Annotated in this window: 18 protein-coding genes; 11 read left to right on the top strand and 7 right to left on the bottom strand. The window is 71.0% G+C overall.

The genetic code is table 11. From position 1 onward, the window contains the following. Nucleotides 1–14: 14 nt before the first annotated feature. From Vlu01_RS19350 to Vlu01_RS19325, 6 genes are all read left to right on the top strand, one after another. Entirely contained in the window at nt 15–665 is a 651-nt protein-coding gene (locus Vlu01_RS19350) for a hotdog fold domain-containing protein (protein WP_204001536.1), read from the top strand. Between the two features lie 149 nt (nt 666–814). Further along, complete coding sequence (locus Vlu01_RS19345) at nt 815–1,744, top strand: ABC transporter ATP-binding protein (protein WP_204001535.1); 930 nt, start codon at nt 815–817, stop codon at nt 1,742–1,744. After that, nucleotides 1,741–2,556, top strand: coding sequence for an ABC transporter permease (locus Vlu01_RS19340; RefSeq protein WP_204001534.1), 816 nt, complete (start codon nt 1,741–1,743; stop codon nt 2,554–2,556). Before Vlu01_RS19345 ends, Vlu01_RS19340 begins: the two co-directional genes overlap by 4 nt. Nucleotides 2,557–2,852: 296 nt before the next feature. Next, nucleotides 2,853–6,647: a multifunctional oxoglutarate decarboxylase/oxoglutarate dehydrogenase thiamine pyrophosphate-binding subunit/dihydrolipoyllysine-residue succinyltransferase subunit gene (locus Vlu01_RS19335; protein ID WP_204001533.1), complete on the top strand. Its 3,795-nt coding sequence runs from the start codon at nt 2,853–2,855 to the stop codon at nt 6,645–6,647. 87 nt (nt 6,648–6,734) lie between these two features. Next, nucleotides 6,735–6,914: a DUF6104 family protein gene (locus Vlu01_RS19330; RefSeq protein ID WP_204001531.1), complete on the top strand. Its 180-nt coding sequence runs from the start codon at nt 6,735–6,737 to the stop codon at nt 6,912–6,914. 101 nt (nt 6,915–7,015) lie between these two features. After that, complete coding sequence (locus tag Vlu01_RS19325) at nt 7,016–7,990, top strand: glycoside hydrolase family 6 protein (RefSeq protein ID WP_239095993.1); 975 nt, start codon at nt 7,016–7,018, stop codon at nt 7,988–7,990. 62 nt (nt 7,991–8,052) lie between these two features. On the opposite strand, the gene Vlu01_RS19320 is transcribed toward Vlu01_RS19325, so the two are convergent. Next, nucleotides 8,053–10,236 (bottom strand): bifunctional polysaccharide deacetylase/glycosyltransferase family 2 protein, encoded by a 2,184-nt coding sequence (locus Vlu01_RS19320; protein ID WP_204001529.1) that lies wholly within the window; start codon nt 10,234–10,236, stop codon nt 8,053–8,055. Next, on the bottom strand, nt 10,229–11,002 hold the full coding sequence (locus Vlu01_RS19315) for a hypothetical protein (protein WP_204001527.1): 774 nt from the start codon (nt 11,000–11,002) through the stop codon (nt 10,229–10,231). Before Vlu01_RS19315 ends, Vlu01_RS19320 begins: the two co-directional genes overlap by 8 nt. Nucleotides 11,003–11,390: 388 nt before the next feature. Between Vlu01_RS19315 and pta the strand changes: the two genes are divergently transcribed. Both pta and Vlu01_RS19305 read left to right on the top strand, forming a co-directional pair. Further along, nucleotides 11,391–13,496 carry a phosphate acetyltransferase gene (gene pta / locus Vlu01_RS19310; protein ID WP_204001525.1) on the top strand — a complete coding sequence of 702 codons (2,106 nt, stop codon included), beginning with the start codon at nt 11,391–11,393 and terminating at the stop codon, nt 13,494–13,496. 64 nt (nt 13,497–13,560) lie between these two features. After that, nucleotides 13,561–14,679: an acetate/propionate family kinase gene (locus tag Vlu01_RS19305; RefSeq protein WP_204001523.1), complete on the top strand. Its 1,119-nt coding sequence runs from the start codon at nt 13,561–13,563 to the stop codon at nt 14,677–14,679. Nucleotides 14,680–14,684: 5 nt separating this feature from the next. Here the strand turns inward: Vlu01_RS19305 and Vlu01_RS19300 are convergent, their stop codons facing one another. Continuing rightward, nucleotides 14,685–14,855 carry a hypothetical protein gene (locus tag Vlu01_RS19300; RefSeq protein WP_204001520.1) on the bottom strand — a complete coding sequence of 57 codons (171 nt, stop codon included), beginning with the start codon at nt 14,853–14,855 and terminating at the stop codon, nt 14,685–14,687. Nucleotides 14,856–14,960: 105 nt separating this feature from the next. Between Vlu01_RS19300 and Vlu01_RS19295 the strand changes: the two genes are divergently transcribed. Continuing rightward, nucleotides 14,961–15,950 (top strand): alpha/beta hydrolase family protein, encoded by a 990-nt coding sequence (locus Vlu01_RS19295; protein ID WP_204001518.1) that lies wholly within the window; start codon nt 14,961–14,963, stop codon nt 15,948–15,950. Between the two features lie 192 nt (nt 15,951–16,142). Here the strand turns inward: Vlu01_RS19295 and Vlu01_RS19290 are convergent, their stop codons facing one another. The 3 genes from Vlu01_RS19290 to Vlu01_RS19280 form a co-directional block, all read right to left on the bottom strand. Next, the gene (locus Vlu01_RS19290) at nt 16,143–17,105 is read right to left on the bottom strand and encodes a zinc-binding dehydrogenase (protein ID WP_204001516.1); all 963 of its coding nucleotides are present in this window, start codon (nt 17,103–17,105) and stop codon (nt 16,143–16,145) included. A 45-nt stretch (nt 17,106–17,150) separates the two neighbouring features. After that, nucleotides 17,151–18,329: an NAD(P)-dependent malic enzyme gene (locus Vlu01_RS19285; RefSeq protein ID WP_204001514.1), complete on the bottom strand. Its 1,179-nt coding sequence runs from the start codon at nt 18,327–18,329 to the stop codon at nt 17,151–17,153. Nucleotides 18,330–18,468: 139 nt separating this feature from the next. Then, nucleotides 18,469–18,861: a S24/S26 family peptidase gene (locus tag Vlu01_RS19280; RefSeq protein ID WP_204001513.1), complete on the bottom strand. Its 393-nt coding sequence runs from the start codon at nt 18,859–18,861 to the stop codon at nt 18,469–18,471. A 25-nt stretch (nt 18,862–18,886) separates the two neighbouring features. Here Vlu01_RS19280 and sodN point away from each other — a divergent pair, with 25 nt between their 5' ends. Next, nucleotides 18,887–19,291, top strand: coding sequence for a superoxide dismutase, Ni (gene sodN, locus Vlu01_RS19275; RefSeq protein WP_204001512.1), 405 nt, complete (start codon nt 18,887–18,889; stop codon nt 19,289–19,291). A gap of 232 nt (nt 19,292–19,523) precedes the next feature. Further along, nucleotides 19,524–19,931: an ATP-binding protein gene (locus Vlu01_RS19270; RefSeq protein ID WP_204001511.1), complete on the top strand. Its 408-nt coding sequence runs from the start codon at nt 19,524–19,526 to the stop codon at nt 19,929–19,931. Between the two features lie 169 nt (nt 19,932–20,100). Here the strand turns inward: Vlu01_RS19270 and Vlu01_RS19265 are convergent, their stop codons facing one another. Further along, entirely contained in the window at nt 20,101–20,490 is a 390-nt protein-coding gene (locus Vlu01_RS19265) for a hypothetical protein (protein ID WP_204001510.1), read from the bottom strand. Between the last annotated feature and the right edge of the window lie 35 nt (nt 20,491–20,525).

Here is a 20,525-nt window from a genome sequence, read left to right as displayed (position 1 = left end):
CGGAGGGAGTCTCGATGATCATCGATGGGCGCTTCAACGGACCACCCGGCTCGGGCAACGGTGGCTGGAGTGCCGGTGTCTTCGCCACCGCGTACGGCGGGGACGCGCCGGTCGAGGTGACCCTGCGTCGACCACCACCGCTGGACACCCCGCTGACGCTGGCCGACGGCGAGGTACGCGACCCGGCCGGCCAGGTGGTCGCGCTCCTGCGCCCGACGGAGGAACTCGACGACGACACGGTTCCGCCGGTGGATCTGGTGACCGCCCGGGCCGCCTCGGCGGCGTACCCGGGGCTGGTGGATCATCCGTTTCCTGACTGCTACGTGTGCGGCCCGCAGCGCACCGACGGCCTGCGGATCTTTCCCGGTCGGCTGCCGGACGGCCGGACGGCGGCACCGGTGCGGGCGCCCCGGCAGGTCGAGGTCGCCACGGTCTGGGCCGCCCTGGACTGCCCCGGCGGCTGGGCGGTGCTCGACGCCGGTCGGCCGTACGTGCTCGGCCGGATCGCGGCCCGGATCGAGGCGCTGCCCCGCCCGGACGACGAGTGCGTGGTGACCGGCGCGGTGATCGGCACCGAGGGTCGCAAGGCGTTCGTGCGCACCAGCCTGTACGCCCCGGACGGTCGCCTGCTCGGCCACGCCCGGGCAACCTGGATCGCCGTGTAGACAAGACCGTCGATCGGCTCGTACCTGGGGATGAGACGGCTCCTGCCTGAGGCGGACCACGATCTCCCGAACGAGCCCGATTGAATTGCCTGACCTTTAACGTCACGCTGTGCAACGGCGCATCCCGGCGCCGACACGGGAGGAGAACGATGACCGACGGGCAACCAAGCCCCACCAACGACGCCCAGATCGTGGTTTCCGGCCTGACCAAGCAGTACCGCAACGTGCTCGCGGTCAACAACCTGTCGTTCACGGTCGAACCGGGACGGGTCACCGGCTTCCTCGGCCCGAACGGTGCGGGTAAGACCACCACCCTGCGTATGCTGCTGAACCTGGTCACGCCGACCGCCGGGACGGCGACCATCGGCGGTCACCGGTACCCCGCCCTGGCTGACCCGCTACGGCACGTCGGCGCGGTGCTGGAGGCGTCCAGCGCGCACAAGGGCCGCACCGGTGTCAACCACCTGCGGGTGATCTGCGCCGCCGCCGGGCTGCCCCGGGAACGGGCCGACCAGGCGTTGGAGCTGGTCGGGCTGACTCCGGCCGCCACGCGCAAGTTCAAGGGCTACTCGCTGGGCATGAAGCAGCGGCTCGGCATCGCCGCGGCGATGCTCGGTGATCCCCGGGTGCTCATCCTGGACGAGCCGGCCAACGGCCTGGACCCGGAGGGCATCCGGTGGATGCGCGGCTTCCTCAAGGGGCTGGCCGCCGAGGGACGGACCGTGCTCGTCTCCAGCCACCTGCTCTCGGAGATGCAGCTGCTGGCCGACGACGTGGTGATCATCGCGGCTGGCCAGTTGGTCCGGCAGGGTCCGGTGGACCAGGTGATCGGGTCGATGGCGCAGGGCGTCCGGGTCCGCACCCCGCAGGCCGACGTGCTGACCGCCGCGCTGGCCGAGGGGCCGGCCACGGTGGAGTCCGACGGACAGGGTCTGCTCCTGATCAGCGGGGTCGACGCTCCGGCGGTGGGTCGGGCGGCCCTGGCCGCCGGGGTCGAACTGCACGAGCTGACCACTGAACGACCCGACCTGGAACGGGTGTTCCTGGAGTTGACGGCCGGAAAGGCGGGCATCCGATGAGCAATCTCGTCCGCTCCGAACTGCTCAAGATCCGTACGACCAGCACCTGGTGGTGGCTGGCCATCGGGGCGTTCCTGTCGATCGCCCTGGCCTTCGCCTTCAACGCCTGGCTGGCCAGCGAGACCCTCAGCGGTGGTGGGGAGGAGTTCGGTTACACCGGCGACGCCGCCTCCGCGCCGGCTCAGGCGGCGAACCTCTACACCTCCGGCCAGTACCTGGGCCTGATGTTCGTGATGCTCATCGGCATCCTCATGGTCACCAACGAGTTCTTCCACCAGACCGCGACCACGACCTTCCTGGCCACTCCGCGACGCACCTCGGTGATCGTCAGCAAGCTCATCGCGGCCAGCCTGCTCGGTTTCGCGTTCTGGCTGGTGACCACGGTCATCGACCTCGCGGCCGGCGCGGCGTTCCTGTCGCTGAACGACTACGGGACGCAGCTCGGCGAGTGGGAGGTCCACCGGGCCCTGCTGCTCAACCTGATGGCGTACGCGATCTGGACGGTGCTCGGCGTTGGCATCGGCACGCTGATCACCAACCAGCTCGGGGCGGTGATCACCGCCTCGGTGCTCTACCTGATCGGCACCCAGGTGGTGGGCCTGCTCTTCCTGCTGCTGGCCAACCTGCTGGACAACATGGCCGTGCTCAAGTGGCAGGTGGTCTGGCCGGCCGCCGCGTCCCAGATCATGATCACGCCGGGCGAGAACGAGATGTTGCCGGCCTGGTGGGTCGGCGCACTGGTGCTGGTGGGCTACGCCGTGGTCAGCGGCGTGGTCGGAATCCTCATCACCCGACGCCGCGACATCTCCTGACACCCGGGCGACCGACTCGGTCGGCGCCCCGCCCGACGGGCCTGGTGCACCGGTGACACAGCCGGTGCACCGGGCCCGTCGCCGCGCCGACCGGCCGTCCAGGCCATAGCAGCGATCAAGGGAATACGCAGCGCTTACCGAACTTCTGTCATCTTCTGTGAATCCGACCACGCGACCGAGGCGGAAATGCCCCGAGGTTCGGTACGGCGTAGCCTGGGAACCGTCCTGTGCGTCCGTCCCGGCGCACCGGGCACCGCGTGACACACAAACCCGCGTGAAAGAGGCGATTACCGGCCGTGTCGACCCAGCAGACTTCTCAGGAGAACCCACTGGCGGGTTTCGGCCCGAACGAGTGGATCGTCGAGGAGATGTACCAGCGGTACCTCGCCGATCCCAGCAGCGTCGACCCGGCCTGGCACGACTTCTTCGCCGACTACCGACCTGGTCCGGGCACAGCGGGCGGCGGTGACGGCCGGCCGGCCGCTGGCACCGCGGCCAAGGACGCCGCCCCGGCCAAGACCGAGGCGACCCCGAAGAGCCAGCCGGCCGCCAAGGCCGAACCGGCGGCCAAGAATGAGCGCCGCACGGCGGCACCGGCGACGTCGAAGCCGACGTCCACCACGGCGAAGCAGACCGCCGCGAAGCCGACCACGGCGAAGCCGACGGCCGCGAAGCCGACCGCCGCCAAGGCCGAGCCGGCGAAGAGCCAGCCGACCCGGACCGCGCCCACTGCCAGCGCGCCACGAACCACCCCGCTACGCGGCATCGCCGCCAAGATCGTCCAGAACATGGACGCCTCGCTGGCCGTGCCGACCGCGACCAGCGTCCGAGCCGTACCGGCCAAGCTCCTGGTCGACAACCGGATCGTGATCAACAACCATCTCGCCCGGGGGCGCGGCGGCAAGGTCAGCTTCACCCACCTGATCGGTTACGCCCTGGTGCGGGCGTTGGTCGCGCACCCGGAGATGAACAACTCCTTCGCCGAGGTCGACGGCAAGCCGGTGGTGGTCCACCCCGAGCACGTCAACCTGGGCATCGCTATCGACCTGACCAAGCCCGACGGCAGCCGCAACCTGGTGGTCCCCTCCATCAAGGGCTGCGAGCAGATGGACTTCCGGCAGTTCTGGCAGGCGTACGAGGACGTCGTCCGACGCGCCCGCCGCAACGAGCTGACCATGGACGACTACTCCGGCACCACGATCTCGCTGACCAATCCCGGCGGCATCGGCACCGTGCACTCCATGCCGCGGCTCATGCAGGGCCAGAGCGCGATCATCGGGGTCGGCGCCATGGAGTACCCGGCGCCGTACCAGGGCATGAGCGAGGCCACCCTGGCCGAGTTGGCGGTCAGCAAGGTCATCACGCTGACCAGCACGTACGACCACCGGATCATCCAGGGCGCGCAGTCTGGCGAGTTCCTCAAGGTCATGCACGAGCTGATGCTCGGCGAACACGGTTTCTACGACCAGATCTTCACCTCGCTGCGCATCCCCTACGAGCCGGTGCGCTGGGTACGCGATGTCGCGGTCGACAGCGAGGGCCAGATCAACAAGACCGCCCGGGTCCACGAGCTGATCCACTCGTACCGGGTGCGTGGTCACCTGATGGCCGACACCGACCCGCTGGAGTTCAAGATCCGCAAGCACCCGGATCTGGACGTCCTCCAGCACGGGCTGACCCTGTGGGACCTGGACCGCACCTTCCCGGTCAACGGCTTCGCCGGCCGGCAGCGGATGAAGCTGCGGGAGATCCTCGGCGTACTCCGCGACTCGTACTGTCGCCGGGTCGGCATCGAGTACATGCACATCCAGGACCCGGCCGAGCGCCGTTGGATCCAGGAGCGGGTCGAGCGCAAGTACGAGAAGCCGCCGGCCGGTGAGCAGAAGCACGTGCTCAACCGGCTCAACGCGGCCGAGGCGTTCGAGACCTTCCTGCAGACCAAGTACGTCGGCCAGAAGCGCTTCTCGCTGGAGGGCGGCGAGTCGCTGATCCCGCTGCTCGGCGAGGTGCTGGAGGCGTCCGCCGAGGACGGGCTGGACGAGGTCGTCATCGGCATGGCCCACCGGGGCCGGCTCAACGTGTTGGCCAACATCGTCGGCAAGCCGTACGAAAAGATCTTCTCCGAGTTCGAGGGGCACCTGGACCCACGTTCCACCCAGGGCTCGGGCGACGTGAAGTACCACCTGGGCCAGAACGGCAAGTTCACCACCCCCGACGGCGACCACGCCGTGAAGGTCTCGGTGGTGGCGAACCCGTCGCACCTGGAGGCCGTCGACCCGGTGCTGGAGGGGATAGTCCGCGCCAAGCAGGACCGCATAGACCTCAAGCTGGAGGGCTACACCGTGCTGCCGCTGGCGGTGCACGGTGACGCGGCCTTCGCCGGCCAGGGCGTGGTGGCCGAAACGCTCAACCTCTCCCAGCTGCGCGGCTACCGCACCGGCGGGACCGTGCACGTGGTGGTCAACAACCAGGTCGGCTTCACCACCGCACCGGAGTACAGCCGCTCCAGCCTCTACAGCACCGACGTGGCCCGGATGATCCAGGCCCCGATCTTCCACGTCAACGGCGACGACCCGGAGGCCGTGGTCCGGGTCGCCCGGCTCGCCTTCGAGTACCGGCAGGCGTTCAACAAGGACGTCGTCATCGACCTGGTCTGCTACCGGCGGCGCGGGCACAACGAGGGCGACGACCCCTCGATGTCCAACCCCCAGATGTACCGGATCATCGACTCGAAGCGCTCGGTCCGCAAGCTCTACACCGAGGAGCTGATCGGGCGGGGCGACATCACCGTGGAGGACGCCGAGGAGTTACTGCGCGACTACCAGGCGCAGTTGGAGCGGGTCTTCAAGGCCACCCGCGACGCGGCCACCACGCCACGCCAGCTCAGTCGTCCCAAGCGGGAGGACGAGCCGGAGCCGCAGGTGGAGACGGCGACCGAGGCGTCGGTCATCAAGGCCATCGGTGAGGCGCACGTCAGCCTGCCCGAGGGCTTCACCCCGCACAAGCGGATCCAGCAGTTGCTCGACCGGCGGGCCCGGATGGCCGTCGAGGGCAACATCGACTGGGGTTTCGGCGAGATCATCGCCTTCGGGGCGCTGCTGCACGACGGGATAACCGTCCGGCTCGCCGGTCAGGACTCGCGCCGAGGCACCTTCGTGCAACGGCACGCCTCGATCGTCGACGCGCAGACCGGCGACGACTACCTGCCGCTGCACTCGCTCACCGCCGACGGCGAACGCTCCCGGCTCTTCGTGCACGACTCGCTGTTGAGCGAGTACGCGGCGATGGGCTTCGAGTACGGCTACTCGGTGGAGAACGTCGACGCGCTGGTCTGCTGGGAGGCCCAGTTCGGCGACTTCGTCAACGGCGCCCAGACGGTGATCGACGAGTTCATCTCCTCCGGCGAGGTGAAGTGGGGCCAGCGGTCCGCGGTGACCCTGCTGCTGCCGCACGGCCACGAGGGTCAGGGGCCGGACCACACCTCCGGCCGCCCGGAGCGGTTCCTCCAGCTCTGCGCCGAGGACAACATGCGGGTGGCGAACCCGACCACTCCGGCGAACTACTTCCACCTGCTGCGCCGTCAGGCCCTCTCGCCCAAGCGCAAGCCGCTGGTGGTGTTCACGCCGAAGTCGCTGCTGCGGCACAAGCTCTGCGTCTCCTCGGTGGAGGACTTCACCACCGGCACCTTCGCCCCGGTGCTGCCCGATCCGGCCGCGGGCGCGCCGGAGCAGGTCAAGCGGGTGCTGCTCTGCTCGGGCAAGGTCTACTACGACCTGTTCCAGGCCCGGCAGGAACGCGGTGTCACCGACACCGCGATCATCCGGCTGGAGCAGCTCTACCCGATGCCGGTGGAGGAGATCCGGGCCGCTCTCGCGCAGTACCCGAACGCGGAGGACTTCGCCTGGGTGCAGGAGGAGCCAGCCAACCAGGGTGCCTGGTCGTTCGTCGCGCTCAACCTGCTGGAGCACCTCGACGGTGTCCGGCTGCGCCGGATCTCCCGTCCGGCCGCTGCGGCTCCGGCCGTCGGTTCGGCGAAGATGCACGAGGTCGAGCAGACCGCGCTGATCGAGGCGGCACTCCCCCGCCCCTGACGAGAACTGACCCGGTCCCGTCCCGCCCTACGGCGGGGCGGGACCGGCCGGTCACCGGCAGACGCCGGTGAGGAAGCGAGTACGCCGATGTACTTCACCGACCGGGGCATCGAGGAACTGGTCGCGCGCCGCGGCGAGGAGCAGGTCAGCCTGGAGTGGCTGGGCGAGCGGCTGCGTGACTTCGTCGACCTGAACCCGGAGTTCGAGACCCCGATCGAGCGGTTCGCCACCTGGCTGGCCCGGCTCGACGACGAAGACGACGACTGATCGCGGTGGACGGCACCGGACCGGCTGGTAGCGCCACACCGGCACGGACGCCCACCGGGCGGGTCAGGAAGACCGGAACCGGGGGCCGGGGTCTCGCGGCGGTGGCGGCGACCCTGGCGCTGCTGAGCGGATGCACCGGCGGCGCCCAGCCCACTCCTCCGGTCGCGTCCGCGCCGATCGGGTCGGCACCTCCCGTACCGTCGGTCTTCTACGTCGATCCGGGAAATCCGGCCAACGCGGAGGCCGACCGGCGCGCCGCTCGCGGCGAGACCACCGAGGCGGCGGCGCTGCGCGCGATCGGCAGCCGACCGAGCGCGAAATGGCTGACCGGCGGCCCGGCCCGTGCGGAGGTCGAGGCCTACCTCGGCCGGGCCACGATCGCCGGTCAGACCCCGGTGCTGGTGCTCCACAACGTGCCGCAGCGTGACTGCGGTCGGCGGGGTGCCGGGGGTGCCGGCTCCGGCGCCGAGTACCAGTCCTGGATCCGCGACGTGGCCGCCGGCATCGCCGGCCGTCCGGTGATCGTGGTCCTCGAACCGGGCGCGCTGCCGGACGCGGTGGCCGGCTGCGTACGCGACGTCGAGGGCCGGCTCGCGCTACTGCGCGACGCGGTGGCCGTGTTGGAGAGCACCGAAACCGCCCGGGTCTACCTTGACGCGGGGCACCCAGGCTGGATCAACGACGTGGCGGCGCTGGCGGCGGCGTTGCGCCGGGCCGGGGTGGCCGAGGCGGACGGCTTCGCGCTCAACGTGGCTAACTTCGTCCGTACCGAGGAGAACACCACCTACGGTCACCGGATCTCCGATGCGCTCGGCGGCGGCACCACGTTCGTCATCGACACCAGCCGCAACGGCAACGGGCCGTACCCGGCGGACCGGGTCAAGGGAGCACCGAGCTGGTGCAACCCGCCCGGCCGGGCGATTGGCGCGGACCCGACGACCGACACCGACCTGGATCGGGTGGACGCCCTGCTCTGGGTCAAGTTCCCCGGCGAGTCCGACGGCGACTGCCGCCCCGGCGAGCCTCCCTCCGGCACCTTCTGGCCCCCCTACGCCATTTCCCTAACCCACCCCTGATTCCTCGTTGATCATGAGGTTAGCGGTCAATTTTGTCCGTTTCGCTGCCGCCAACCTCATGATCAACCAGAGTGGGAGCGGGTCGGGGTGGGGGTCAGGCCGGTGCGGCGGAGCTTTTGCCAGCCTAGGCGGCCACCGGTCAGGGCGGTGGTTACCGACTGGATCATCACCAGGTACATCAGCTGCCGATACACGAACTGCTGCAACGGCAGCACCCACAGCACGCTGAGCTTCTCCCGGTCGAACCGGAACGCCACCACGGCGGTCAGCATCTGCAAGGCGAGCATGACCAGCCACGCCACCACCGTCGCGGTCCGGTCGAGGAAGAACAGTCCGTAGAGCGCGAGCAGGTCGATCACCGGTGCCAGCAGCGGCAGGAGCACCCCGAACAGGCTCAGGAACAGCAGGCAGCGCCGGGTGAAGCGGCCGGAGGCACCTCGGTCGAGCAGCGAGCGCCGATGCTTCCACATCGCCTGCATGGTGCCGTAGCTCCACCGGTACCGCTGCTTCCACAGCTGCCCCAGCGTCGCCGGGGCCTCGGTCCATGCCCGGGCGGTCTCCTCGTAGACCACCTTCCAGCCGGCGCGGCCGAGCGCCATGGTGATGTCGGTGTCCTCGGCCAACGTGTCGTCGGTCATGCCACCGGCGTATTGCAGCGCCTGCCGGCGGAAGGCACCGATCGCCCCCGGCACGGTGGACATGCAGCGCAGCGTCTCGTACAGCCGGCGGTCGAGATTGAAACCGATGACGTACTCGATGTGCTGCCACTTGGCGATCAGGCTGTCGCGGTTGCCCACCTTGACGTTGCCGGCGACCGCGCCCACCTGCGGATCCGCGAACGGTTGGACGAGCCGCCGCACCGAGTCGCGCTCGAACACGGTGTCTCCGTCGACCATCACGATCAGCTCGTGCCGGGCCAGCGCCAGCCCGGTGTTCAACGCGCTCGGCTTGCCGCCGTTCGGCGTACGGACGACCCGGACGTTCGGCAGCCGGAGTGCTTCGACGATCTCGGCCGTTCCGTCGGTGGAACCATCGTCGACGACGATCACCTCGATGCCGCCCGGATGGTCGCCACCGGCCAGCGAGCGGACCGCCGCGGCAATCCCCTCCTTCTCGTTGTACGCGGGCACGATCACCGAGACCGGCTCGGTCACCGGCGGCCCCCAGGACCAGCCTGCCGCCCGGCGTCGGCGTGCGTGTCGCCCGGCGAGCACCAGCAGCAGCACGGTACGGCCCACCGTCAGCGCGCCGACCGCCAGGAAGATCACTCCGAGCCAGCCCAGCGTGCGGTCCGCGCCCTGCACCCCCCAGGTCAGCATCCGCCCGCGCCAGCGCTCGCCCGCGCTGGCCGCCTGACCGGCGTCGACCCGGTGGTCGATGCCGGCCTCGGCGAGCGCCAGGTTCAGGCCGTCGGTGACCGTGACGAAGCGGTAGCCGCGCTCCGTCATCAGCGGAATGAACCGGTCGAGCGCGGCGACGGTCTGGGCCCGGTCGCCGCCCGCGTCGTGCCAGAGCGTGATCGCTCCCGAGTATCCGGGTGGCGTCACGTTGGTGAGGATCTGGTCCACGCCGGGTAGCGCCCAGTCCCGGCTGTCGGTGTCGTTGAGCACGCTCAGGTAGCCCAGGTCGCCGGCCTGGGTGAACACCGGCCAGTCCAGGTCGCTGATGGCGTTGGCGTACGAGGAGTACGGAAATCGGATCAGCGAGGTACGGATCCCGGCCGCGCCGGCGATGGCCAACTGGGTCTGGGCGTACTCCATCCGACGTCGCCAGTCGGGCAACACGGCCAGATCGGGGTGGGTGAAGGTGTGCACACCGAGCTCGTGGCCGGCTGCGGCCAGTTCCCGTACCAGTTCCGGATGTCGGGCCACCTGCGAGCCGACCACGAAGAAGGTGGCCGGAACCTGATGGGCGGCCAGCACCCGCAGCACCTCGCGGGTCCAGACCGGGTCCGGCCCGTCGTCGAAGGTGAGTGCGACGGTGCGCGGAGGCAGTCGGTACGACCGGGTCGCCCCACCCGTGCTGCTGACGATCGGGCCACCGGAGACCACCGCCGACGGCACCTCACGCTGACCGTGGTGGGTGTGCTGACGGTCCGGCGCGAAGGACGCGTTGGCGTACGCGCCGACGAGCAGCGCAGCGGCCAGCACCGCGCAGAGGACGCCGAACACGATCCAGCTCGGCGGCGGCACGACCCGACGACCTCGTGCCGGCCGGCGGGACCGGCGTGCTGGCGGTTCACTCATCGGCGAAGGCTGCTCCGTCGACGACGCTCGACGGCTCGACGGTCGGCGGTGTCGGTTCCGTGGTGGGCGGCTCGGCACTGGGTGTCGCCGCCGGCGCGGTCGACCGGGTGGGACGGGGCGGCACCGACGCCGACGAGGGGGTGCGGCGCGGTGGCGTCGGTGCGCTGGTCACCGTCGTGGGTACCCGGGACGGCGTGGCCCGGGGACGCGGCACACCGCTGCCCGTGGTCCGGGGAGCGGCCGTGGTCGGCGGAACCTGCACGGCGGGGATCGACGGGGCGGGTGGCGGTTGCCAGGGCGGGCGGGTCGGCTCCACGAAGGGCAGCACGGTGTCGGCCTTGACCGGACCGCCGGCGAAGCTCGCCACGACCAGGCCGGTGTAGATCAGACTGATCAGACCCAGGGCGTACGCGATCCAGCGCAGCCGGGACCGACGCCGGCCGCTCGGATCGACGAAGACCGGACGCGGCTGGGACACCACGGACATGACGGTGGTGGGGCTGTCCCCCGGCACCACCACCGTGGGCGCGTCCACCAGCACGGCCGGCTGCACCACCGTCGGCGCGTCGAGCACGGCCGGCTGGATGACCGTCGGCGCGTCGAGCACAGCCGGCTGGATGACCGTCGGCGCGTCCGACATGGCCGGCTGCACGGCCGCCCGGGGGTGCGCGAACCCTGGTGTCGTGGCCGGTTCGTCGGTTACGGTTCGCTCGGCTCCCCGCGCGCCGTCCGCCGTATCGGCGCTGGTCAGAGGGTCCGCAGTCATGGCCGGCAGTCTAAGAGTGAACAATTCTCGGCTTACTCCCGGAGCCCGACGATGCGACCGGAATCCCAGTTCGCCGCACCGCCGCGAACACCGGAGTGAGCTTCGACTCACGGATCGTGACGGCCACCTCGACCGGTGGGCTCAACGCCTCGCCGAACTGGTCCCCGGTGCCCGCCGAAACCGGCCGCGGGCAGGTCGAACGGACCGGCCGTCCTCGTGCCGGCGGTCGTCGCGACCGGTCGGTCCGGCTTCTCGGCCCTGGTCGGTCGGGCCGAAACAAAAATCTTTCTGGCCGAGCCGGAGATCGCGGACGCGGTCGCGCGGGCGCCGGACGGCCCGGGCAGGCGGGTCCGACGACCCGCGCGGAAAACAACCCTGATCTTGTAGCGTGAGTGCCGTGGCCCGGAGCGTTTACCTGACAAGTGTCGGCTCGGGCGGGGGGAAGTCGACCATCGCCCTCGGCCTCGCGGAGTTGTTGTCCCGGCAGGTCGGCGGGATCGGTGTGTTCCGTCCACTGGTCGTGCAGGATCGGCCCGACCCGATCCTCGTCCTGCTCAGCGAGCGTTACCGGGTGGGGCTGCCGGTGACGGACCTGCACGGCACCACGTACGCCGAGGCCACCGCCCTGGTCGCCGACGGTCGCCGGGAGGAACTGATCTCCCGGATCGTCGAGCGCTACCGGGCAGTGGAGCGGCGGTTCGCCGCGATGGTCGTGGTCGGCAGTGACTTCGCCGCCGCCGGTGACACCGCCGGCCCCCGCGAACTGGCCTTCAACGCCCGGTTGGCCACCGAGTTCGGCAGCGTCGTGGTGCCGGTGGTCGACGGGTACGGGCAGCAGCCGGCGGCGATCGCCGCCGCCGCCCGGGGTGCCTACCACGACCTCGCGGACCTCGGCGCGACCGTGCTCGCGGTGTTGGCCAACCGGGTCCCCGAGTCGATGGCGATGCCTCGACTGCCGGTACCCACGTACGCCATCCCGGAGGTGCCGAGCGTCTCCGCCCCCACGGTGGCGGAGGTGGCGGGGGCGCTGGACGCCACGGTGCTGGCCGGCGACGAGACCGCGCTCGCCCGTGACGTGCTCGACTACGTCGTCGGTGCCGCCCAGGTACCGACCCTGCTGGAGCACCTCACCGAGGGCGCGCTACTGATCATGCCGGGCGACCGGGACGATCTGCTGGTGGCGGCGAGCGCCGCGCACGTGGCCGGTCAGGTGTCGCTGGCCGGGCTGGTGCTCACCCTCGGCGTACCACCCGATCCTCGGGCGATGCGCCTGGTGGAGGCGCTGAACGCCCGGCTCGCGGTGCTCTCGGTGCGAAGCGACAGCTTCCACACGGTGGCCGCGTCGAGCCGGATCGAGGGCAGACCCAACATCGGCAACCCGCGCAAGGTGGAGACCGCCCTCGGTGCGTTCGAGGCGCACGTCGACACCGACGAGCTGGCCGGGCGGCTGCGGGTCAGCCGCTCCGCGCGGGTCACCCCGCTGATGTTCGAGTACGACCTGATCGACCGCGCCCGTGCCCGCCGCCGGCACCTGGTGCTGCCCGAGGGGACCGAGGAGCGGATTCTGCGGGCCACCGAGGTCCTGTTGCGCCGGGGCGTGGCCGACCTGACCCTGCTGGGCCGACCCGAGGAGGTCGCTCGATGCGCCCGGGAGCTGGGCGTGGACATCGGCGAGGCCCGAGTGGTGGACCCGGCGAGCAGCCCGTGGCGGGACGAGTTCGCCGAGGCGTACGCGAAGCTGCGCGCACACCGGGGGGTCAGCGCCGAACTGGCCCACGACATCGTCGCCCAACCGAACTACTTCGGCACCATGATGGTCTGGGCGGGTCACGCCGACGGCATGGTTTCCGGTGCCACGCACACCACGGCGGCGACCATCCGCCCGGTCTTCGAGATCGTCAAGACCACGCCGGAGGTCTCTGTCGCCTCCAGCGTCTTCTTCATGCTGCTCGCCGACCGGGTGCTGGTCTACGGCGACTGCGCGGTGAACCGTGATCCGGATGCCACCCAGCTCGCCGACATCGCCATCTCGTCGGCGGACACCGCAGCCCGGTTCGGCATCGAGCCCCGGGTGGCGATGCTGTCGTACTCGACCGGCAGTTCGGGCGCGGGCGAGGACGTGGAGAAGGTCGCGGCGGCCACCGCACTCGTCCGCCAACGCCGGCCTGACCTGGCCGTCGAGGGTCCGATCCAGTACGACGCGGCCGTCGATCCGGCCGTGGCCGCCACCAAGCTGCCCGACAGCCCGGTCGCCGGCCGGGCGACGGTCTTCATCTTCCCGGACCTGAACACCGGCAACAACACGTACAAGGCGGTGCAGCGCTCCGCCGGAGCGGTGGCCGTCGGGCCGGTCATGCAGGGTCTGCGCCGGCCGGTCAACGATCTCTCCCGAGGGGCCACCGTGCCGGACATCGTGAACACCGTGGCGATCACCGCCATCCAGGCCGCTGCACTCGCCGAGGCAGCGCCGGCGTCGGACCAGGCGACGTCGTGAGCGGCCGGCAGCGAGCGGGTGCGCTGGTGCCTCAGGTCGACCCACTGCGCAGTGGAGGACCGGCATGAGCAAGGTGCTGGTACTCAACAGCGGATCCTCGTCGATCAAGTACCGGCTGTACGACGGGGACCGCGTCGTGGACAAGGGCATCGTCGAACGCATCGGCGAACCCGGCGGCGGGCCGAGCGACCACACCGGTGCGATCCAACAGATCCTGAGCGAGCTGGACCTGACCGGCCTCGCGGTCGTCGGCCACCGGGTCGTGCACGGCGGCCGGCGATTCACCGCGCCGACGCTGGTCGACGACGCCGTGCTGGCCGCCATCGCCGACCTGGTGCCGCTGGCGCCCCTGCACAACCCGGCGAATCTCGCCGGTATCGAGGTGGCCCGCCGGGCGCTGCCGGACGTGCCGCAGGTCGCTGTCTTCGACACCGCGTTCCACCACACGCTGCCCGATGCCACCGCCACGTACGCGATCGACCGCGAGGTCGCGCAGCGGTACGACATCCGACGGTACGGCTTCCACGGCACCTCGCACGCGTACGTGTCCCGGCGGTCCGCGGAACTGCTGGACCGCCCGTACGAGGAGATCAACACGATCACGCTGCACCTGGGCAACGGCGCGAGCGCGTGCGCGGTGGCCGGTGGGCGAAGCGTCGCCACCTCGATGGGGATGTCGCCGCTGGAGGGCCTGGTGATGGGCACCCGCAGTGGTGATCTCGATCCGGCCATCGTGTTCCACCTGCGCCGCGAGGGCGGCCTGGGCGTCGACGAGATCGACGACCTGCTCAACCACCGCAGCGGCCTGCTCGGGCTGAGCGGGGTCAACGACATGCGCGAACTGCTCGCCCGGCGGACGGCCGGCGACGAGGCCGCAGCGCTCGCCTTCGACGTCTACTGCCGTCGGATCACCGGCTACGTGGGCGCGTACTACGCGTTGCTCGGCCGAGTGGACGCGGTCACCTTCACCGCCGGTGTCGGCGAGCACGCGGCACCGGTACGCGCGACAGCACTGGCCGGACTGGACCGGCTCGGCATCACCGTCGACCCGGACCGCAACGCGGGCAGCGGCGACCGACTCATCTCGCCGGACGGCGCGGAGGTCGCCGTCTGCGTCATCGGCACCGACGAGGAGCGGGAGATCGCGCGGGCCGCCCGGACGATGGTCGCGGACGGCAGCTGATCCGGTCAGCCGAAGGCGAGCCAGGTGGCGAGCGCGAGCAGCACGGCGGCGACCACGGCCGCCCCGATGATCAGCCCGGTCCGCGACGCCGCCGCCTCCGTCGGCGCGGTCTCCGTGTTGACGAAGGCCCGGAACGCCTCGGTGTTGCCGCTCGGGTCGGTGTAGTTCTCAGCCATGCCGGGAACCTTAGCGAAACCTGTCCAGCCCCCGTCCTGCCCACCACCATAGAAGTCGCGCCCCGTGCACCGTCCTACCGAGCGGGGGCGGGCACAATCGGAGCCATGTCGCCTCGCGCCGCCGCCGCTCTGGTCGCCACCAGTCTCGTCGCCAGCATCCTGGTCGGATGTTCCACCGACCCTGAGCCAACCGAGCGGGCGGAAGCGCCCAGCTCGCCGGCCACCGCCTCGGTCGGGCCGTCGGCCTCCGCATCGGCACCGGCGATCCCCGCCGGCAGCGCCCCGGAGAGGACCTTCGCGCTCGGCGTACGGAAGCTGAAGCTGAACCGCGACGAACGGCCACTGCCGGTGACCATCTGGTACCCGGCGGCCGGACAGGCCGGCGGGAAGCCGGTCAGCGGTGCCGACGCCGCCGACGGGAAGTTCCCCGTGATCATGTTCAGCCACGGCCTGGGCGGCTACCCGGAGGACTACGCCACGCTGCTGACCCGCTGGGCCGCCGCTGGATTCGTGGTGGCCGCCCCGACCTTCCCCCACACCTCGGGGCCCAGGGACAACATCAACGCGATGGACGTGCTCAACCAGCCGGCCGACGTGTCGTACGCGTTGACCCAGGTGCTCGCCCTCGACACCCGCGACGGCGATCCGCTGCGCGGCCGGCTGGTCACCGACCGGGCCGTCGCCGCCGGGCACTCGGCGGGCGGGGTGACCACCATCGGGTTGTTCACCACCGGCCGCGACCTACGGCTGGCCGCCGGGATCGTCCTCTCCGGCACTGCCTTCGGGGTGGGCACCGCGTTCGCCGGCGTCGCCGCTCCGCAGCTGTTCGTGCACGGCGAAGCCGACGAGGTGGTGCAGTACGCCGCCGGCAAGGCCGCGTACGACAAGGTGCCGTGGCCGAAGGCGATGCTGAGCCTGCCCGACGGCGACCACGGCCGCGCTCTGCTGCGCGACGGGGGTGCGGCGCTGCGGGTGGTCACGGACACCACCATCGAGTTCCTCCGGTGGACGCTCTACGGCGACGCCGAAGCCAAGGAACGTATTTCCACCGCCGCCTCCCGTGACGACATCGCCACCCTCGACAACCAGCTTTAGAGCGACCGGCAATAGGGCTGGCGGGGCTGCGGCGCGCCCTGGCACTTCGGCTGGCGGCGTTGTCGTCGTCGGCCATGCAACACCGGCATGGCCTCCTCCTCCGCCTTGCCACCCTCGGCCAAGACCCGCCTCGCCTCCACCGCCCTACTGCCGGTCGCTCTTAGCGCGACGATCTTGTCGACCCCGGCGGCCTCACGCGGTGTGGTCGACGACCACCTTGCCGAAGACGTCGCCGGAGTGCAGGCGGGCGAAGGCGTCGCCGACCCGGCTGAACGGCACGACGCTGTCCACCACCGGGCGCACCCCCCGCTCGGCGCAGAAGGCCAGCAGGGCGGCCAACTCGTCCGGGGTGCCCATCGAGGTGCCCAGGATCTCCAACTGCATGGCGAAGACCCGGCGCAGGTTGACCTTCGGCTCGTGGCCGGCGGTCGCGCCGGAGACCACGATCCGGGCCCCCAGGGCGGCCGACTTCAACGAGTGGTCGAAGGTGGCCGCACCGACCGTCTCGATCACCACGTCGACCCGCTCGGGAAGCCGGGCGCCCGGCTCCACGGCGGTCGCGCCCAGCTCGGCGATGCGCTCCCGCTTGGCGGCGTCACGGCTGGTCGCGTACACCCGCTTGCCGTGCGCGGCGGCCAGCACGACGGCCGCGGTGGCCACGCCACCCCCGGCGCCCTGCACCAGAACGGCCTCCGCGTCGTCGATGCGGCCCTTGGCGGTGAGCATCCGCCAGGCGGTCAACCAGGCCGTCGGCAGGCACGCGGCGTCGGTCGCCGCCAGCCCCGCCGGCAGCGGCAGCAGATTCGACCGGGGTACGGCCACCCGCTCCGCCAGCGTGCCGGGAAAGTGCTCGGAAAGGATGGACATCCCGCGCGGGTCGCCCGGCGTCGGCACGACCGGGTAGACGACCACCTCGTTGCCGTCCGGGTCCACGCCGGTGGCGTCGCAACCGAGGATCATCGGCAGCTGGTCGGCGCGGAGCCCCACCCCGCGCAGTGACCAGAGGTCATGGTGGTTGAGCGAGCTGGCCGTGACCCGCAGCGTCACCCAGTCTTCGTCGGGCAGGTTCGGCTCGGGTTGCTCACCGACGGTGAGCGCGGCGAGCGGGTCGGCGTCGTCGAATCGGCTGGCGAAGGCGGCACGCATGATCCGCACCGTAACAAGCTGAGCGCCCGTTAAGAAGGACCCCTTCCTTACACCTCAGGCGCGGGCGACGCCGTCGCGGCGGGCGGCTTCGGCGACCGCGTCGGCCACCGCCGGTGCCACCCTCGGGTCGAGCGGCGAGGGCACGATGGCCTCGGGGGTGAGCGTCTCGGCCACCACCGAGGCGATCGCGTCGGCCGCGGCGACCTTCATGGCGTCGGTGATCCGGGAGGCCCGTGCTTCGAGCGCACCCCGGAACACGCCCGGGAAGGCCAACACGTTGTTGATCTGATTCGGATAGTCACTGCGACCGGTGGCGACCACGGCGACATGGCGGGCGGCCACCTCCGGATCCACTTCGGGGGTGGGGTTGGCCAGCGCGAACACGATGCCGCCCGGGGCCATGCCGGCCACCGCAGGCTCGGGGATCAGCCCGCCGGAGACCCCGATCAGCACGTCGGCGTCGCGCAGCGCCTCGGTGATGTCACCCTGCCGACCGTCGGCATTGGTCAGTTCGGCGAGTTCGGCCTTCGTCCCGGTGAGGCCGGTGCGCTGCCGGGAGATGATGCCCCGGGAGTCGCAGACCACCACCCGCTCCGGGTCCACGCCGCCGGCCACCAGCATCCTGGTCACCGCCACGCCGGCCGCTCCCGCGCCGCTCACGGCCACCCGCAGGTCGCCGAGCTTGCGGTCGAGCAGAGTCGCCGCGTTGCGCATCGCCGCCAGCACGACGATCGCGGTGCCGTGCTGATCGTCGTGAAAGACGGGGATGTCCAACGCCTCGTCGAGCCGCCGCTCCACCTCGAAGCACCGAGGTGCGCTGATGTCTTCCAGGTTGATGCCACCGAACGATGGCGCGAGCGCGGTGACCACCGCGACGATCTCGTCGACGTCCTGCGTGGCCAGGCAGACCGGTACCGCGTCGATCCCGCCGAACTGCTTGAACAGCACGGCCTTGCCCTCCATCACCGGCAGCGCGGCGCTCGGGCCGATGTTGCCGAGCCCGAGTACCGCCGAGCCGTCGGTGACGACCGCGACGGTGCGCGAGGCCCAGGTGTAGTCGTGGGCGAGGTCCGGGTCGGCGGCGATCGCCTCGCAGACCCGGGCCACACCCGGGGTGTACGCGAGGGAGAGGTCGTCCCGGCTGGTCAGTGGCACGGTCGAGACGACGGCCATCTTGCCGCCCCGGTGCAGTTGGAAGACGGGATCAGCAGGGTCCACGGTGGACGAAGACATGGTGACTCCAGAAGATTCGAGCAGCTGGACCGGCCGGTCGGGCGCACGGTGAGGCGAGCGAGCGGCGGCGCGCGGTGCGGGGGGTCACCCGGGCACTTCCGAGCATAACCAGGCCCAGAGGTCCAGTATGTGAGCAGGGTCATAACGGTCGCGGCGGCACCCGGCCAGGGCGTGGCCAGTACCGGGCCAGCACGCGGCCGTGCACGTCAGCCACGCCGTACGCTCGGGAGTCGTCGGTGACCAGGTCGTTGTCGCCGGACAGCCACCAGCCGCCGTCGACGGGACGGATCGCCCGTTTGACCACCAACAGGTCGGGCCGGCTGCGAAAGACCGCGATCACCACATCGTCGGGCCGGATGGCTCGGCCACCCCGCCGCACCAGCACCGCGTCACCGTGACGAAGTGTGGGTGCCATCGAGGGGCCGGTCACCAGCACGGCCGACAGCGGCCATCGCAGCCGGGGGGCGGGCACGGGTTTCACCTCCAGCGGCCTCGGGGACCACCGTCCAGGAGTAATGTCGTCTTGGATCATCGCAAACTTCCCATGGAGGATCCCGATGCGACTTCCACGCATCCTTACGCCCCGCGTGAGCGCCAGTGCCCACTGCGACCTGCCCTGCGGCGTCTACGACCCGGCGCAGGCCCGCATCGAGGCCGAGTCGGTCAAAATGATCTGCGAGAAGTACCAGGCCAACACCGACCCGGAGTTCCGCACCAGGGCCATCCTGATCAAGGAGCAGCGGGCTGAGCTGGTCAAGCACCACCTCTGGGTGCTGTGGACCGACTACTTCAAGCCGCCGCACTTCGAGAAGTACCCGCACCTGCACCAGCTGTTCAACGAGACCACCAAGCTGGCCGGCGCCGCCGGCGCCAAGGGCGCCACCGACCCGAGCAAGGCGGACGAGCTGCTGCAGAAGATCGACGAGATCTCCAAGATCTTCTGGGAGACCAAGCAGGCCTGACGTCACCCGCGTACGGCGGCTGAGCGAACCGCTCCGCAGCCGTGCCTCGCGTCGGCGGTCGGCGTGTCCCGTTGCGGACGCGCCGACCGCCGACGCGTCGCGGCACCAGTGACGCGGTCCCGGGCGTTCCGTCCGGTGCGGTCCCCACCCGGGCCGCCCGGCCCGCCGCGCTGACCATCAACAACCGCGCGGCGGTCCCAGCGGGTAGAGTCCCCGACCGGGGGGATGAGTGGTGACTCAACTGACCGGCCAGCCAACGACCGATGACGACATCGTGCACCTGACCGTGCCTGCGGACGGTGGGTACCTGAGCGTTCTCCGTACCGCCACCGCCGGCCTCGCGGCCCGCCTCCAGTTCGCCCTGGACGAGATCGAGGATCTGCGCATCGCGGTTGACGAGGCGTGCGCGATGCTGCTCGCCATCGCCGCGCGGGATGCCGAACTGGACTGCCGCTTCGCGGTCACCGAGGACGCACTGACCGTCGAGGTGACCGTGCCGACGACGTCCGGTGCCCGACTGCCGGCGGAGTCCTCGTTCGCGTGGAAGGTGCTCACCGCGCTGACCACGTCGGCGGGAGCGAGAGCGGCCGACGGTCGGGCGACCATCTCACTGCTCACCCGGCGCGCCTCCGGCTGGTGACCCCGGCGCCCAGGTCGGCGTCAGCCCCCTGACCGACCGTCAGTCAGCCCACCCCGCGCGGCACACGCATCCCATTCTTTGGCACGCGTCAGCCCGCCCCGCGCGGCAGGCACGTCAGCCCGCCGCACGTGGCGCGCGGGTCAGCTCAGGAGTCTCGGCGGGGTCAGGCTCACTCGAAGCCGAGGGCACGGGTGGTGGGCGGGCTCACCAGCAACCAGGTCACCCCGACACCGAGCGCGAGCAGCGGCACGCCGAGCCAGCCGAGCCCGCCCTGGATCATGAACCAGCCGATCGGCAGCAGCATGAGCTGCAGCACGATGGCTGGCGCACGAGCGCCGGACCGCCGTCGTAGCAGGGCACCGCCCAGCGCCCAGAGGGCGACCGCGGCGCCGATCGCGAAGGCCGTCACCAGCAGCGCCGACGCCAGGTCGGTGGTGGTGGCGGTCAGGTCAGCGACGATCAGCCAGGCGGCGACCAGTCCGACCGCGACCGCCTGGCCGCGCAACAGCCGGACCGCCCAACGGAGCGTGACAGGGGTTGGGTCGGAGTCGATGGTCACGCGGTCACGATACCGGTGGCGTCGCGGGGTATTGT

This window comes from Micromonospora lutea (genome assembly GCF_016863535.1).
Lineage (GTDB): Bacteria > Actinomycetota > Actinomycetes > Mycobacteriales > Micromonosporaceae > Micromonospora > Micromonospora lutea.
Note: the sequence above shows the minus strand (reverse complement) of the source record. Positions and strands in the feature narration are given on the sequence as shown.